The 14,508-nt window shown below is 70.5% G+C and carries 14 protein-coding genes and 1 pseudogene; 4 read left to right on the forward strand and 11 right to left on the reverse strand.

Translation table 11 applies throughout. The annotated features are described in order from the left end of the window. Positions 1-570: 570 nt before the first annotated feature. From AB0J12_RS15860 to AB0J12_RS15880, 5 genes are all read right to left on the reverse strand, one after another. The gene (locus AB0J12_RS15860; protein ID WP_363264858.1) at positions 571-1,860 is read right to left on the reverse strand and encodes a citrate synthase; all 1,290 of its coding nucleotides are present in this window, start codon (positions 1,858-1,860) and stop codon (positions 571-573) included. 179 nt (positions 1,861-2,039) lie between these two features. Next, on the reverse strand, positions 2,040-4,331 hold the full coding sequence (locus AB0J12_RS15865; protein ID WP_363264859.1) for an ATP-dependent RecD-like DNA helicase: 2,292 nt from the start codon (positions 4,329-4,331) through the stop codon (positions 2,040-2,042). A 37-nt stretch (positions 4,332-4,368) separates the two neighbouring features. Beyond that, entirely contained in the window at positions 4,369-4,749 is a 381-nt protein-coding gene (locus AB0J12_RS15870) for a VOC family protein (RefSeq protein WP_363264860.1), read from the reverse strand. A 79-nt stretch (positions 4,750-4,828) separates the two neighbouring features. Continuing rightward, positions 4,829-5,008, reverse strand: coding sequence for a DUF397 domain-containing protein (locus AB0J12_RS15875; RefSeq protein ID WP_363264861.1), 180 nt, complete (start codon positions 5,006-5,008; stop codon positions 4,829-4,831). Between the two features lie 8 nt (positions 5,009-5,016). Next, on the reverse strand, positions 5,017-5,853 hold the full coding sequence (locus AB0J12_RS15880; RefSeq protein WP_363264862.1) for a helix-turn-helix transcriptional regulator: 837 nt from the start codon (positions 5,851-5,853) through the stop codon (positions 5,017-5,019). A gap of 205 nt (positions 5,854-6,058) precedes the next feature. Between AB0J12_RS15880 and AB0J12_RS15885 the strand changes: the two genes are divergently transcribed. Together AB0J12_RS15885 and AB0J12_RS15890 are read left to right on the forward strand one after the other, a co-directional pair. Then, entirely contained in the window at positions 6,059-6,469 is a 411-nt protein-coding gene (locus AB0J12_RS15885) for an ATP-binding protein (protein ID WP_363264863.1), read from the forward strand. Positions 6,470-6,506: 37 nt separating this feature from the next. Further along, positions 6,507-6,839 (forward strand): annotated as a pseudogene (locus AB0J12_RS15890) (hypothetical protein); the annotation flags it as partial. A 38-nt stretch (positions 6,840-6,877) separates the two neighbouring features. Here AB0J12_RS15890 and AB0J12_RS15895 read toward each other — a convergent pair. The 3 genes from AB0J12_RS15895 to AB0J12_RS15905 are packed head-to-tail and all read right to left on the reverse strand — an operon-like array spanning position 6,878 to position 8,281. Further along, positions 6,878-7,330, reverse strand: coding sequence for a hypothetical protein (locus AB0J12_RS15895; protein WP_363264864.1), 453 nt, complete (start codon positions 7,328-7,330; stop codon positions 6,878-6,880). Further along, positions 7,327-7,839 carry an RNA polymerase sigma factor gene (locus tag AB0J12_RS15900; protein WP_363264865.1) on the reverse strand — a complete coding sequence of 171 codons (513 nt, stop codon included), beginning with the start codon at positions 7,837-7,839 and terminating at the stop codon, positions 7,327-7,329. Before AB0J12_RS15900 ends, AB0J12_RS15895 begins: the two co-directional genes overlap by 4 nt. After that, the gene (locus AB0J12_RS15905) at positions 7,829-8,281 is read right to left on the reverse strand and encodes a DUF3995 domain-containing protein (RefSeq protein WP_363264866.1); all 453 of its coding nucleotides are present in this window, start codon (positions 8,279-8,281) and stop codon (positions 7,829-7,831) included. The genes AB0J12_RS15900 and AB0J12_RS15905 overlap by 11 nt, the downstream gene beginning before the upstream one ends. A 285-nt stretch (positions 8,282-8,566) precedes the next feature. On the opposite strand from AB0J12_RS15905, the gene AB0J12_RS15910 reads away from it, so the two are divergent. After that, the gene (locus AB0J12_RS15910; RefSeq protein ID WP_363264867.1) at positions 8,567-9,469 is read left to right on the forward strand and encodes a ribokinase; all 903 of its coding nucleotides are present in this window, start codon (positions 8,567-8,569) and stop codon (positions 9,467-9,469) included. A gap of 192 nt (positions 9,470-9,661) precedes the next feature. Here the strand turns inward: AB0J12_RS15910 and AB0J12_RS15915 are convergent, their stop codons facing one another. From AB0J12_RS15915 to AB0J12_RS15925, 3 genes are read right to left on the reverse strand one after another with little or no spacing between them, the layout of a single operon-like run. Beyond that, positions 9,662-10,462, reverse strand: a complete 801-nt coding sequence (locus AB0J12_RS15915) for a sugar phosphate isomerase/epimerase family protein (protein WP_363264884.1) — start codon at positions 10,460-10,462, stop codon at positions 9,662-9,664. Positions 10,463-10,494: 32 nt separating this feature from the next. Further along, positions 10,495-11,646, reverse strand: coding sequence for a dihydrodipicolinate synthase family protein (locus tag AB0J12_RS15920; protein ID WP_363264868.1), 1,152 nt, complete (start codon positions 11,644-11,646; stop codon positions 10,495-10,497). Next, entirely contained in the window at positions 11,643-12,794 is a 1,152-nt protein-coding gene (locus AB0J12_RS15925) for a Gfo/Idh/MocA family oxidoreductase (protein WP_363264869.1), read from the reverse strand. Before AB0J12_RS15925 ends, AB0J12_RS15920 begins: the two co-directional genes overlap by 4 nt. Positions 12,795-13,072: 278 nt before the next feature. On the opposite strand from AB0J12_RS15925, the gene AB0J12_RS15930 reads away from it, so the two are divergent. Beyond that, positions 13,073-14,122 (forward strand): LacI family DNA-binding transcriptional regulator, encoded by a 1,050-nt coding sequence (locus AB0J12_RS15930; protein WP_363264870.1) that lies wholly within the window; start codon positions 13,073-13,075, stop codon positions 14,120-14,122. The last annotated feature ends 386 nt before the right edge of the window (positions 14,123-14,508 follow it).

Genomic DNA, 14,508 nt, shown 5'->3' on the forward strand with positions numbered 1-14,508 from the left:
CGCGGACCTCACATAAGCTCTTCACAAGCCTCGCGCATCTTCCTTACGCGGGGGTCCCGATCGTCATATCGGGGCTCTTGCGCAACTAAAGGACATATGCAAGAGACACAGATCACAGTGATGTGAAGGTAACCATCGAAGGGGTTCGAAGGTCTAAGTTGGCGATGTCGGGAAGCGTCTTGGGGGGCGCCGACCGACATCTGGAGTCGTCTTGGGGGACTTCTCCAGAGCTGCGTTGCCGGGACGCGTACACCGGGAAGCTTTGAGCGGCCCTCCCAGCGTGCGCCGTCCCGGCACACATCACTGGCGTACGGCGGGCTCGCTCGCCGTGCTCATCACAGCGATTCAGGCGCTGTTTTCTCACAAGCGCCCGGCCGGATCCCGTGGGGGGAATCCGCACCGGGACACGGGAAGGCGCCCTGGTCGTCAGCCCGTGGGGGGACTGACGCACCGGGGCGCCTTCCGCTTACCTCCGCCGTGTACCTACGGGTGTGCCCCGCACCCGCGTCAGCGGATACGGGGCACACCACGAGCGTTCGTCACGGCTCTGTGCGGACCGCGAGGTACGGCTCAGCGCTCCTCGACGGGAACGAAGTCACGCTCGACGACGCCCGTGTAGATCTGGCGCGGGCGGCCGATGCGGGAACCGGGCTCCTTGATCATCTCGTGCCACTGGGCGATCCAGCCCGGGAGGCGGCCGAGGGCGAAGAGGACCGTGAACATCTCGGTCGGGAAGCCCATGGCCCGGTAGATCAGGCCGGTGTAGAAGTCGACGTTCGGGTAGAGCTTGCGCTCGGTGAAGTAGTCGTCGGAGAGCGCGTGCTCCTCGAGCTTGAGCGCGATGTCCAGCAGCTCGTCGCTCTTGCCGAGCGCGGAGAGCACGTCGTGCGCGGCGGCCTTGATGATCTTGGCGCGCGGGTCGAAGTTCTTGTAGACCCGGTGGCCGAAGCCCATCAGGCGGACGCCGTCCTCCTTGTTCTTCACCTTGCGGATGAAGGTGTCGACGTCGCCGCCGGAGTCGCGGATGCCCTCGAGCATCTCCAGCACGGACTGGTTGGCGCCACCGTGCAGCGGGCCCCACAGGGCGTTGATGCCGGCGGAGATCGAGGCGAACATGTTCGCCTGCGACGAGCCCACCAGGCGGACCGTGGAGGTCGAACAGTTCTGCTCGTGGTCCGCGTGCAGGATCAGCAGCTTGTCCAGCGCGGAGACGACGACCGGGTCCAGGTCGTACTCCTGGGCCGGGACCGAGAAGGTCATGCGCAGGAAGTTCTCGACGTACCCGAGGTCGTTGCGCGGGTAGACGAAGGGGTGACCGATCGACTTCTTGTACGCGTAGGCGGCGATCGTCGGCAGCTTCGCGAGCAGGCGGATGGTGGAGAGGTCGCGCTGCTTCTCGTCGAACGGGTTGTGGCTGTCCTGGTAGAACGTGGACAGCGCGGAGACGACCGACGACAGCATGGCCATCGGGTGGGCGTCGCGGGGGAAGCCCTTGTAGAAGTTCTTGACGTCCTCGTGCAGCAGGGTGTGCCGCGTGATCTCGTCCTTGAACGCGGTGAGCTGGTCGACGGTCGGCAGCTCGCCGTTGATCAGCAGGTAGGCGACCTCCAGGAAGGTGGAGCGCTCGGCCAGCTGCTCGATGGGGTAACCGCGGTACCGGAGGATGCCGGCCTCACCGTCGAGGTAGGTGATGGCCGATTTATAGGCGGCGGTGTTGCCGTACCCGCTGTCCAGGGTCACCAGACCGGTCTGGGCGCGCAGCTTCCCGATGTCGAAGCCCTTGTCGCCGACGGTGCTGTCGACCACCGGGTAGGTGTACTCGTTGCCGTCGTACCGCAGTACTACAGAGTTGTCGCTCACGTCTTCCCTCACCGACGTTGTGCCTCATCTTCGAGGTTGCCCTGACTGTCTCTACCATCCCCCATTTGGCTCAGGAGAGTGCACTCGGGGTCGACCATTGGGCTTATCGGCGGCACTCAGTGCCGCCAACTTGCACATCCTGCCCCCTTCCCTGCCCATCTGGAAGTGCTCTGTGACCTTCACGACTCATTTGATCGATCATTTTTTCCGAGGGCCCCCGTGAGCCGGAAGTCCAGGGCCGTGCACCGCCGCCCCGCCGACACCGTCCGCACCGCCTGACCGATCGCCTTGCGTGAACCGACGAGCACGACCAGCTTCTTGGCCCGGGTCACCGCGGTGTACAGCAGGTTCCGCTGCAGCATCATCCAGGCGCCGGTGGTGACCGGGATCACCACGGCGGGATACTCGCTGCCCTGCGAGCGGTGGATGGTCACCGCGTAGGCGTGCGCCAGCTCGTCCAGTTCGTCGAAGTCGTACGACACCTCCTCGTCCTCGTCGGTCAGCACCGTCAGGCGCTGGTCGACCGGGTCGAGCGAGGTGACCACGCCCACGGTGCCGTTGAAGACACCGTTCTCCCCCTTGTCGTAATTGTTGCGGATCTGGGTGACCTTGTCGCCGACACGGAACACCCGCCCGCCGAAGCGCTTCTCCGGCAGATCGGGCCGGCCGGGCGTGATGGCCTGCTGAAGCAGCCCGTTGAGCGCGCCGGCGCCCGCGGGCCCCCGGTGCATCGGCGCCAGCACCTGCACGTCCCGTCGCGGGTCGAGGCCGAACTTGGCCGGAATCCGCCGGGCCGCCACATCGACGGTGAGCCGCCCGGTCTCCTCGGTGTCGTCCTCGACGAAGAGGAAGAAGTCCTTCAGACCGTCGGTGAGCGGGTGCTGTCCCGCGTTGATGCGGTGCGCGTTGGTGACGACACCGGACTGCTGCGCCTGGCGGAAGACCCGGGTGAGACGGACGGCGGGCACGGGGCTGCCGTCGGCGAGCAGATCCCGCAGCACCTCCCCCGCGCCGACGCTCGGCAACTGGTCGACGTCCCCCACGAAGAGGAGATGAGCGCCGGGCGGCACGGCCTTGACCAGCTTGTTGGCGAGGAGCAGGTCGAGCATGGAGGCCTCGTCGACGACCACGAGGTCGGCGTCCAGGGGGCGGTCCCGGTCGTAGGCGGCGTCCCCGCCGGGCTTCAGCTCCAGCAGCCGGTGCACCGTGGAGGCCTCGGCGCCGGTCAGCTCGGCCAGCCGCTTGGCGGCCCGCCCGGTGGGCGCGGCGAGCAGCACCTTGGCCCGCTTGGCGCGGGCCAGCTCCACGATCGAGCGGACCGTGAAGGACTTGCCGCAGCCGGGGCCGCCGGTGAGGACGGCGACCTTCTCGGTCAGCGCCAGTCTGACGGCGGCCTCCTGCTCGGGCGCGAGCTCGGCACCGGTGCGGGTTTTCAGCCAGCCCAGCGCCTTGTCCCACTCGACGGTGCGGAAGGCGGGCATCCGGTCCTCGTCGGTGCGCAGGAGCCGCAGCAGCTGGGAGGAGAGGGAGAGTTCGGCGCGGTGGAAGGGGACAAGGTAGACGGCGGTGACGGGCTCGTCGGTGTCCACCCCCGGCACCTTCTCCCGGACGACCCCTGGCTCCTCGCCGTCCTCTCCCGGCCCGGCCAGCTCGGCCAGGCACTCGATGACGAGCCCGGTGTCGACGCCGAGCAGCTTGACGGCGTCGGAGATGAGCTTCTCCTCCGGCAGATAGCAGTGCCCCTGGTCGGCGGACTGCGACAGGGCGTACTGCAGACCGGCCTTGACGCGCTCGGGGCTGTCGTGCGGGATGCCCACGGACTGGGCGATCTTGTCGGCGGTGAGGAAGCCGATGCCCCAGACGTCGGCGGCGAGCCGGTAGGGCTGCTCCTTGACCACCTGGATCGACGCGTCCCCGTACTTCTTGTAGATGCGCACGGCGATGGAGGTGGAGACCTCGACGGTCTGGAGGAAGAGCATGACCTCCTTGATCGCCTTCTGCTCGTCCCAGGCCTCGGCGATCTTCTTGGTCCGCTTGGGCCCGAGTCCGGGCACCTCGACGAGCCGCTTGGGCTCCTCCTCGATGATCCGGAGGGTGTCCGTCCCGAAATGCTGCGTGATGCGGTCGGCGAAGACGGGTCCGATGCCCTTGACCAGCCCGGACCCCAGATAACGCCGGATGCCCTGGACGGTCGCCGGCAGGACGGTCGTGTAGTTCTCGACGTGGAACTGCTTGCCGTACTGCGGATGCGAGCCCCAGCGGCCCTCCATCCGCAGGGACTCCCCCACCTGGGCACCGAGCAGCGCGCCGACGACCGTGAGCAGATCGCCGGCGCCTCTTCCGGTGTCCACCCGGGCCACGGTGTAACCGTTGTCCTCGTTGGCGTACGTGATGCGCTCGAGCACGCCTTCGAGCGTGGCGAGCCGCCGCGCCTCCGTGCCGCCGTGCGGGGTCCCCTCCTGCTGAGCCATGATCCGACGTTACCGGCGGGGTGTGACAGCGCGCCCCTCAGAGCGGCTTGATGCGGGCCTTGAGGAGGCAGAACTCGTTGCCCTCGGGGTCGGCGAGGACGTGCCAGGACTCTTCGCCGGTCTGGCCGACATCGGCGGGGCGCGCCCCGAGCTTCAGGAGGCGTTCGAGTTCGGCGTCCTGATCGCGGTCGGTGGCGTTGACGTCGATGTGCAGCCGGGACTTCCCCGGCTCCGGCTCGTCCCTGCGGCTGAGGAAGAGCGTCGGCTGCGCGCCGCCGAATCCCTCGCGGGGCCCGATCTCGACGCTGCCGTCCTCTTCGCGGCCCAGCACCACGAAGTCCAGGACCTCACACCAGAACCGCGCCAGCACCTCGGGTTCGCGGCAACCGAGCACGAGCTCACCGATACGACATGCCATGGACGAGACCTTCTTTCAGCGGCGGGACACGCGTGAAGGTACCGGGCGGGGTGGGGCCGTGCGAGGTCTTTTCCGGGGGTCAGGAGGACTGCTTCAGGGCTTGCACGAATGTGGTGAAGGCGGGGGTTCGGAAGGCGAGGGTGGCTCGGGCGGGGTCCTTGGAGTCTCGGACGGCTGTGTGGGTGGGGGTGATGGCGATTTCCACGCACTCGTTGCCGTCGCCCGGGCCCGAGTACGACGACTTACGCCAATTGTCCATCGGGTGCCTCACAGCTCCTTGGCCAGTCCGTGAATGAACTCCCGGGACTGTCCCGGGTCCAGTGACGCGGTCTCCACTGTACGGAAGCTCGTTCGATAGGTGTTGAGCTGAGCCTCCGAATCGATGAACGCGGTGCCGTGCAGCGCGTCACGCACCACCGTGTCCAGTTTGGGCACGGAGCCGCCGACGTAGGTCATCGTGCTCGAAGCGCTGGCGAAGCCGTCCAGGTCGAAGGGGATGACGCGCACGGTGATGTGGTCGGCCTCGGAGAGCTCCAGAAGTCGGCCGAGCTGAGCCCGTGAGGTGGCACGGTCACCGACTCTGATACGAAGGGCCGCCTCATGGATCACTGCTTCGTACGGGATGGTGAACCGCTGCCGGGCCTTCCGGTGCTGGATGCGCAACTCGATCTCCTCGCTGGTCAGTTCCGGCAGCCTGGAGGAGAAGACAGCGCGTGAGTAGTCCTCCGTCTGCAGAAGACCCGGTACGTAAAGGACGGCCACGTGACGCAGAAAGCGGGCATGGTGCTCCAGCTCGGACAGGTCCAGGAAGGACGTGGGCAACAGGCCCCGGTATTCCTCCCACCAACCACGAGTGCGGTCCGTGGCCATCGCCACCAGGGCGTCGACGAACTCCTCGTCCGTGCAGGCGTAGTGAGACGCGAGGCGGCGCAGGCGCTGCTCGCTCACACCCTTGACTCCGGATTCGATTTGGCTGATCTGCACTCGGTTCACTCCGAGCAGCGCAGCCGCCTCGATGGCGGTGAGCCCTGCCGCCTCGCGGAGCCTGCGCAGCTCGGTCCCCAGGCGCAGTTCGCGTGCGGTTGGTTCACGCCTCGGGCCCATCCATTGCTCCTCGGTTCAACGTGTCGGCCGACGCCGCTCGTTGGGGTTCAGATTACGTGACCGGCTTGCCTCAAGTTACATGTAACCCCTACCGTCGGTGACGTAGCGCACACGCAGCGGAAGTGCACCGCTCCGTCCTGCCATGACGGCCGCGGCGATGCCACCGCGTGCGAAATCCCCTCTCACCCAACGGAGTTGACGCCGCATGCCCGAAAACGAGACCTGGGACTACACCCTCTACATCCCCAACGACGTCAGAGCCGTGACCGTATGCCGCCGCACCCTGCGCCTGATCCTGACCCTGCACGGACTCATCGGTCTCGTCGACACCGCGGAGCTGCTCGCGGCCGAGCTGGTGTCGAACGCCGTCCGGCACACCAAGGGGCCGGCCGCGCTCAGGGTGCGCCGTACGCGGGAGGGGATGGTCTGGATCGGGGCGTGGGACACGGACCCCGCGCCACCCGAGCCGCCACGGCCGTGGGATCAGCTCGCGGAGTCGGAGGAGGGCCGGGGTCTGGGGTTGATCGTCGCCTGCGCCGACGTGTGGGGCTGGCAGCCGTCGGCCCGGTTCGGGGACCGGGGCAAGTACGTCTGGTGCCAGCTGGGGGCCGCGTGATGGTGGGCTCGTCGCACGAAGCGCTGCACCGGATCTTGCCCTGCGGACCATCGACCCGGACAGTGCCGCGGTCTTCGTTCAGTTCGTCGACTCATGCCTGAGCGACCCCCAGGCGAAGCAGATGTGGAGGGACCTGATGACGGCGATCCAGTACTTCTGGCGACACCCGCTGGCGGAGCAGGTACGCGAGGAGGGGCGGATTCAGGACCGGCAGGAGATGACCCTCCGCATCCTCGAATGGCGGGGCATCGAGGTGCCCGACTCCGTCCGTGAGCGCGTGAGCGCCTGCACCGATCTCGATCAGCTCGAGGCCTGGGCCCAGCGTGCCGTGCACGCCGCGGACGCTGCCGAGTTGTTCGCGGGAGAGTGAGCCGAGGGGGGCGCCTGCCGGGGCGGGCGCCGCACCGCTCACAGCAGCGTCGTCAGCCGCGACGCGTTGCGGGCGCCCTCGCGGCGTACGCCCACCGGGATCAGGGCCGCGCGGGTCGGTACGCGGACTCCGCCGGTGAAGGCCACCCTCGTGCCCGCGCCCTCCGGGGTCGCCGCCACTCCGATCAGCAGGAAGCGGCTCTGCAGCCAGCACCAGCCCGGGCGTTGCACTCCGCGCAGCCGGGCCCGCAGGCCGAACCTGCTGTGGGCCAGCGCCTCGACACGCTCGCCCCGCCGGTGGACGACGCGCAGCCGTTCCATGTCGGTCACCACCTGTCCGAAGCCGCCCTCCAGGTCACCGAGCAGGGACCAGACCCGCTCGAAGGGCGCGTCGACGTACACCTCGGTCACGTGCGCGCCGCGCACGCCGGCGGCCAGGGCGTTCAGGCGGCGCACGGGGTCGACGTCGGTGGTGGGCCAGAACTCGTTCATGACGTCCACGCCTTCCGGAAGGTGTCGCGCGCCCGGTGGAGCCGCGATTTGACGGTGCCCGTGCGCACGCCGAGCAGAGCGGCGGCGGTGCGCTCGTCCAGGCCCTCCACGTCACGCAGCATCAGCACCGCGCGATGTTCGGGGGAGAGCCGCTCCAGTACGTCCCTGATGTCGGCGGACAGTTGCGGGTCGCCCCGGGCCGGGAGCGTGCTCAGGTCGGCCGGTACGGTCCGGGCGGCGCGTTGCGCGGTGCGGACCGCCTCGCGCACCGCGATGGCACGCACCCAGCCGTGCAGGGCGGCCGGATCCTTCAGGGTGCGCAGTGACCTGAAGACCGCCACCAGGGCTTCCTGCGCCGCGTCCGCCTTCTGGTCCAGCGCGATGGGCGCGCAGATCCGCCCCACGTAGGGGGCCAGGAGGTCCAGGAGTTCCGCCATGGCGAGGGTGTCGCCGCGCTGGGCCGCGCGCACCAGCCGGGCCGTACGGTCACCGGGTCGCTCAACGGGCACGGACCTCATCCTTCCACCGCGCCACGCGCAGCGCGGCCACGGCCAGCACGGCGCAGAGGGGGGTGTAGAGCGCGAGGTTGAGCCAGTAGAAGGCCGTGCCGGTGTCCTTGGCGAACAGCCAGTAGATCCCGGCGAGGGCGCGCAGCGAGAGACCCGCCGTCACGGCCAGGGTGGCGAGCCGCAGGACCGGGTGGCGGGGTCGGAGGGAGTGGGCGAACACGCAGGCGGCGCCGGTCAGGAGGACCGCCACGAGAGGCAGCAGGATCGGCGGCGTGAAGGGCACGTCCGTGCCGAGGACCGCCTCGGACAGGCTGCTGTCGTCGGCCGCCGGCCAGGTGGCGCCGGTCGTCCAGTACAGGTGGAGCAGGGCGTCCGCGGTGAGCACCGCGGTGACGAGCAGGGCGGCGCGGGCCGGTGCGGCGGTGCCGGGGTGGTGCGGCATGGGGTCCTCCTGGGGCGGCTTCGGTAATCCGTCGCCCACCAGAGGAGCCGCTCACGCGAAACGTTCCCTCGGCCACCGGACTTGTTACACGGAGCACGTCACCCACACGGCCGGGAGCAGCCCGGATCCCCTCGCCGCGGGTGCGGGGCTGGCACGCTGTACGGGTTCACGGCGCACCGGCCGGCCCGGCCGGCGGATCGCCGGGGGCGAGATGACAGTGCCGGTGAAGGTCGTCGTGCGCGGCGGCGGGGCCGGCTTCGGTGGCTGACGGTGGGGAGTCAAGTGATGTACGACTACGACCTGTTGGTCGTGGGTTCGGCCAACGCCGATCTGGTGGTCGGCGTGGAGCGGCGCCCGGCGGCCGGGGAGACCGTCCTCGGCTCCGACCTGGTCGTCCACCCGGGCGGCAAGGGCGCCAACCAGGCGGTCGCGGCGGCCCGGCTCGGGGCGCGTACGGCGCTGCTGGCGCGGGTCGGTGACGACGCGTACGGCCGGCTGCTGCTGGACTCGCAGCGGGCGGCCGGGGTGGACACCGTGGGGGTGCTGGTCGGCGGGGCGCCGACGGGCGTCGCGCTGATCACGGTCGATCCGTCCGGGGACAACAGCATCGTGGTGTCCCCGGGTGCCAACGGCCGGCTCACCCCGGCGGACGTCCGGGCCGCGGGCAGCCTGTTCCAGGCGTCCACGGTGGTGTCGGCGCAGCTGGAGATCCCGCTGGAGTCGGTCGTGGAGGCCGTCCGGTCGCTGGCGGAGGGCAGCCGGTTCGTGCTGAACCCGTCGCCGCCGCGGCCGCTGCCACGGGAGGTGCTGGACGCCTGCGATCCGCTGATCGTCAACGAGCACGAGGCGAAGGTGATCCTCGGGGACGCCGCGGTCGGGGACACGCCCGAGGACTGGGCGCGCATCCTGCTGGCGAAGGGCCCACGCTCGGTGTTGATCACTCTGGGCGGAGAGGGCGCGCTGGTCGCCTCCGCGGAGGGCGTGACCCGGGTGCCGTCGGTGAACGTGGACGCGGTGGACACCACCGGCGCCGGGGACGCGTTCACGGCGGCGCTGGCCTGGAAGCTGGGCACGGGCGCGTCCCTGGCCGAGGCGGCGGCGTACGCGGCGCGGGTCGGGGCGGTGGCCGTGACCCGGCGGGGCGCGCAGGAGTCGTATCCGACGGCGGACGAGGTGGCCGCGCTGTGAGGCACGGCCGCCCCATGCCGGCCTGAGAGTCTTCGAGGGGCCCGGTCCGTCGACCGGGCCCCTCGGCTTTCCCTCCGTCGAAGCCCCTTGAATCCCCCCCGGGTTCCCTCCCCCAGAAGCTCCGACGCCCAGTACGACCGGCCAGGTGCGGAAACGGTTGTACCGCTTCCGCGATTATCTTTTCCCGCCCCGTCATTCGGTCACGTGCGCGAGGAACCGTTCCGCGGTCTCGGCCAGCACCTCCCGTCCGTCCCGCGCCCACAACTCCTCGTTGAACAGCTCGACCTCGATGGGGCCGGTGTACCCGGCCGCCTCCACGTACGCCGTCCACTCGTGCATGTCGACCGCGCCGTCGCCGATCTGGCCGCGGCCGTTGAGGACGCCCGCGGGGAGCGGGGTGGTCCAGTCGGCGAGCTGGAAGGTGTGGATACGGCCGCTCGCGCCGGCCCGGGCGATCTGCGCGGGCGCCCGGTCGTCCCACCAGATGTGGTACGTGTCCACGGTCACGCCCACCTGGTGCGCGGGGAAGCGTTCGGCGAGGTCCAGGGCCTGGGCGAGGGTGGAGACCACACAGCGGTCCGAGGCGAACATGGGGTGCAGCGGTTCGATCGCCAGCTTCACCCCGTGCCGCTCGGCGTAGGGGCCCAGCTCGGCGAGCGCGTCGGCGATGCGTTCGCGGGCGCCGCGCAGATCCTTGGAGCCGGCCGGGAGGCCGCCGGAGACCAGGACCAGGACGTCCGTGCCGAGGGTGGCCGCCTCCTCGACCGCGCGCCGGTTGTCGTCGAGAGCCCGGGCGCGCTCCGCCGGATCGGTCGCCGTCAGGAAGCCGCCGCGGCACAGGGTCGTGACGCTCAGGCCCGCGTCGCGGACCAGCTTGGCGGTCGCCTCCAGGCCGTACGCCTGGACCGGTTCCCGCCACAGGCCCACCTTGCCGATGCCGAAGTGACCGCACGCGGCGGCCAGTTCCGGCAGGGACAGCTGCTTGACCGTCATCTGGTTGAGGGAGAAGCGGGACAGGTCGCCGGTCACTGGTTCACTCCGTACAGGCTCAGCAGGGTCTTCATCCGCTCCTCGGCCAGCTTGGGGTCGGGGAACAGGCCGAGGGTGTCGGCGAGTTCGTAGGCGCGGGCGAAGTGCGGCAGGGAGCGGGCCGACTGCAGGCCGCCGACCATCGTGAAGTGCGTCTGGTGGCCGGCCAGCCAGGCGAGGAAGACCACGCCGGTCTTGTAGTAGCGGGTCGGCGTCTGGAAGAGGTGGCGGGAGAGTTGCACCGTCGGGTCGAGCAGGGCGCGGAAGCCGGCCGTGTCACCGGTGTCCAGGACGCGGACCGCCTCGGCCGCCAGCGGGCCCAGCGGGTCGAAGATGCCGAGCAGCGCGTGGCTGAAGCCCTGCTCGTCACCCGCGATCAGCTCCGGGTAGTTGAAGTCGTCGCCGGTGTAGCAGCGCACGCCGTGCGGCAGGCGGCGGCGCAGGTCGATCTCGCGCCGGGCGTCCAGCAGCGACACCTTGATGCCGTCGACCTTGTCCGGGTGGGCGGCGATGACGTCCAGGAACACATCGGTCGCCGCGTCCAGGTCCGCCGGTCCCCAGTAGCCCTCCAGCGCCGGGTCGAACATGGGGCCGAGCCAGTGCAGGATCACCGGTTCGGCGGACTGGCGCAGCAGGTGGCCGTAGACCTCGAGGTAGTCCTCGGGGCTCTTCGCGGTCGCGGCGAGAGCGCGGGAGGCCATGAGGATGGCCTGCGCGCCCGCCTCCTCGACGACGGCGAGCTGCTCCTCGTAGGCGGCGCGGATCTCGGCGAGCGAACCGCCGGTGATCTGGTCGGTGCCCACCCCGCAGGCGATACGGCCGCCCACGGCACGCGCCTCGGCGGCGGAGCGGCGGATCAGTTCGGCCGCGCCCGCCCAGTGCAGGCCCATACCGCGCTGGGCGGTGTCCATGGCCTCGGCGACACCGAGCCCGTGGGACCACAGGTGGCGGCGGAAGGCGAGGGTGGCGTCCCAGTCGACGGCGGCCGGGGAGTCGGGGCCGACGTCGGCGAACGGGTCGGCGACGACGTGCGCCGCCGAGAAGACCGTGCGGGAGGTGAAGGGGGTGGCGGGGGTGAGCGCGAGCGGCTCGGTGCGCGGCTCGTACACCCGCAGGCCGCCCCGGGCGTCGGGAAGGCGGATGGTCACAGCGCGATCTCCGGAACCTCGATACGGCGGCCCTCGGCCGAGGACTTCAGGCCCAGCTCGGCGAGCTGCACGCCGCGGGCGCCGGCGAGCAGGTCCCAGTGGTAGTCGGCACCGGCGTGGACATGCTTGAGGAACAGCTCCCACTGGGCCTTGAAACCGTTGTCGAACTCCTGGTTGTCCGGGACCTCCTGCCACTGGTCGCGGAAGTCCTCGGTGGCGGGGATGTCCGGGTTCCACACCGGCTTGGGGGTGGCGGAGCGGTGCTGGGCGCGGCAGTTGCGCAGGCCCGCGACGGCGGAGCCCTCGGTGCCGTCGACCTGGAACTCCACCAGTTCGTCGCGGTTGACGCGGACCGCCCAGGAGGAGTTGATCTGAGCGATCGCGCCGTCCTCGAGTTCGAAGATGCCGTAGGCGGCGTCGTCGGCGGTGGCGTCGTAGGGCTTGCCGTTCTCGTCCCAGCGCTGCGGGATGTGGGTGGCGGTGAGGGCCTGGACGGAGGTCACGCGGCCGAACAGCTCGTGCAGGACGTACTCCCAGTGCGGGAACATGTCGACGACGATGCCGCCGCCGTCCTCGGCACGGTAGTTCCACGACGGGCGCTGGGCCTCCTGCCAGTCGCCCTCGAAGACCCAGTAGCCGAACTCGCCGCGCACGGAGAGGATCCGGCCGAAGAAGCCGCCGTCGATCAGCCGCTTCAGCTTCAGCAGGCCCGGCAGGAAGATCTTGTCCTGGACGACGCCGTGCTTGATGCCCCTCTCCCGGGCGAGGCGGGCCAGTTCCAGGGCGCCGTCCAGGCCGGTCGCGGTGGGCTTCTCGGTGTAGATGTGCTTGCCGGCCGCGATGGCCTTCCTGATGGCCTCCTCGCGGGCGGAGGTGACCTGGGCGTCGAAATAGATGTCGATCGTGTCGTCCGCCAGTACGGCGTCCAGGTCCGTCGCCCAGTGGTCCAGGCCGTGCTTTTCCGCAAGCGCCTTCAGCGCGTGTTCGCGGCGGCCGAGCAGGATCGGCTCGGGCCACAGCACGGTGCCGTCGCCGAGGTCGAGCCCGCCCTGGTCGCGGATGGCCAGGATCGAGCGGACCAGGTGCTGGCGGTAACCCATGCGCCCGGTCACGCCGTTCATGGCGATGCGCACCGTCTTGCGTGTCACGTCAGTCCCTTCGTGGGCGCGGGCGCGCCCGGTAGATCGGCCGGATCGGGCCCCGCGGCCGGATCGGCCCGTGAGCCGTGTGGCAAAGATGTACAGCAAGCGCTTTCTATCGTGAAAAGCTAGCCTCTCGGCAGTGGTCTGTACAAGGCTGCGGACCGGGCGAGTTGTTCGAGGGGGCGAACACCCGCACCGGGTGGCCTTAAGGTCTGCTCGGAACCGTGGCCGTGGGCCCGGGTGTGTACGAGGGCGTACGACGAGATGCGCGACCGGAGGACGAGATGACGGTGACCCTGGCGGACGTGGCGGCCCGCGCGCAGGTCTCCCCCGCGACGGTGTCGCGCGTACTGAACGGCAACTACCCGGTGGCGGCCTCCACCCGGGAGCGGGTGCTCAAGGCCGTGGACGAGCTGGACTACGTCCTGAACGGACCGGCCAGCTCACTGGCCGCGGCCACCTCCGACCTGGTCGGCATCCTGGTGAACGACATCGCCGACCCCTTCTTCGGGATCATGGCGAGCGCCATACAGGGCGAGATCGGCGGGCCGGGCGGGCGCGCGGGCGGCGAGAGACTCGCGGTCGTGTGCAACACGGGCGGCTCGCCGGAGCGCGAGCTGACCTACCTCACGCTGCTGCAACGGCAGCGAGCGGCGGCCGTGGTGCTGACCGGTGGGGCCATCGAGGACGCGGCGCACCAGGCGGCCATGACGACGAAGCTGCGCAAGCTGGGCGAGGCCGGCACGAAGGTGGTGCTGTGCGGGCGGCCGCCGGCGCCGGACGCCGGGGTGATCGCGCTGACCTTCGACAACCGCGGCGGCGCACGCCGGCTCACCGAGCACCTCATCGGCCTCGGCCACCGGCGGCTCGGCTACATCGCCGGACCCGAGGAGCGCACCACCACCCGGCACCGACTGGAGGGGCACCGCGAGGCTCTGGCCGCGGCCGGCGTCGAGGAGCAGCCCGGCTGGACCGTGTACGGGCGCTACGACCGTCAGTCCGGCTACGAGGCCACGCTGGAGCTGCTGCGGCGGGACCCGTCGCTGACGGCTGTCGTGGCCGCGAACGACTCCGTCGCGCTCGGTGCGTGTGCCGCGCTGCGGGAGTCGGGGCGGCGTATCCCCGAGGACGTGTCCGTCGCCGGCTTCGACGACCTGCCGTTCAGCATCGACGCGGTGCCGTCGCTGACGACCGTGCGGTTGCCTCTGGCGGAGGCGGGGGCGCGTGCGGGGCGCATCGCGATGGGACGCGAGGAGGCTCCGCCTGGGGGGATCGCCACGGTGCGGGGGGAGCTGATGGTGCGGGGGTCTACCGGGGGGCCTCGGGTGGGGTGACAGTGCCTGCGGCGCCGGGTCGGGTGTGGTGTGCGGGGTGCCTGCGGCGGGCTGTGCGGTTTCGTTGCGGCTGGTCGCTTCTGCCTGCGGCGGGCTGTGCGGTTTCGTTGTGGCTGGTCGCTTCTGCCTGCGGCGGGCTGTGCCGTTTCGTTGCGGCTGGTCGCTGCTGCCTGCGGCGGCCCGTGCGGGTTTCGTTGTGGCTGGTCGCGCCGTTCCCCGCGCCCCTTTTTGTGCCTGCGGCGGCCGTGCTGTCCGGTGGCCGGTTGCTGTTGCGCCTGCGGTTCGTTGTGGGTCGGGGCCGGGGTGGGGGGTGTCCGTCCTCGGTCCGGCCGCCCGTTTCCGACGAGGGGCGCCCTGTGCCGGTGCCGGCCGCTGCGGGCGGACAC

Source organism: Streptomyces sp. NPDC049915 (assembly GCF_040656475.1).
GTDB lineage: Bacteria > Actinomycetota > Actinomycetes > Streptomycetales > Streptomycetaceae > Streptomyces.

Excerpts from the sequence above, each read along its gene's own strand:
- AB0J12_RS15875 (WP_363264861.1), bottom strand. The coding sequence starts at position 5,008 with ATGGACAATTGGCGTAAGTCGTCGTACTCGGGCCCGGGCGACGGCAAC.
- AB0J12_RS15870 (WP_363264860.1), bottom strand. The coding sequence starts at position 4,749 with ATGGCATGTCGTATCGGTGAGCTCGTGCTCGGTTGCCGCGAACCCGAG.
- AB0J12_RS15930 (WP_363264870.1), top strand. The coding sequence starts at position 13,073 with ATGACGGTGACCCTGGCGGACGTGGCGGCCCGCGCGCAGGTCTCCCCC.
- AB0J12_RS15905 (WP_363264866.1), bottom strand. The coding sequence starts at position 8,281 with ATGCCGCACCACCCCGGCACCGCCGCACCGGCCCGCGCCGCCCTGCTC.
- AB0J12_RS15865 (WP_363264859.1), bottom strand. The coding sequence starts at position 4,331 with ATGGCTCAGCAGGAGGGGACCCCGCACGGCGGCACGGAGGCGCGGCGG.
- AB0J12_RS15885 (WP_363264863.1), top strand. The coding sequence starts at position 6,059 with ATGCCCGAAAACGAGACCTGGGACTACACCCTCTACATCCCCAACGAC.
- AB0J12_RS15910 (WP_363264867.1), top strand. The coding sequence starts at position 8,567 with ATGTACGACTACGACCTGTTGGTCGTGGGTTCGGCCAACGCCGATCTG.
- AB0J12_RS15915 (WP_363264884.1), bottom strand. The coding sequence starts at position 10,462 with ATGACGGTCAAGCAGCTGTCCCTGCCGGAACTGGCCGCCGCGTGCGGT.
- AB0J12_RS15880 (WP_363264862.1), bottom strand. The coding sequence starts at position 5,853 with ATGGGCCCGAGGCGTGAACCAACCGCACGCGAACTGCGCCTGGGGACC.
- AB0J12_RS15895 (WP_363264864.1), bottom strand. The coding sequence starts at position 7,330 with ATGAACGAGTTCTGGCCCACCACCGACGTCGACCCCGTGCGCCGCCTG.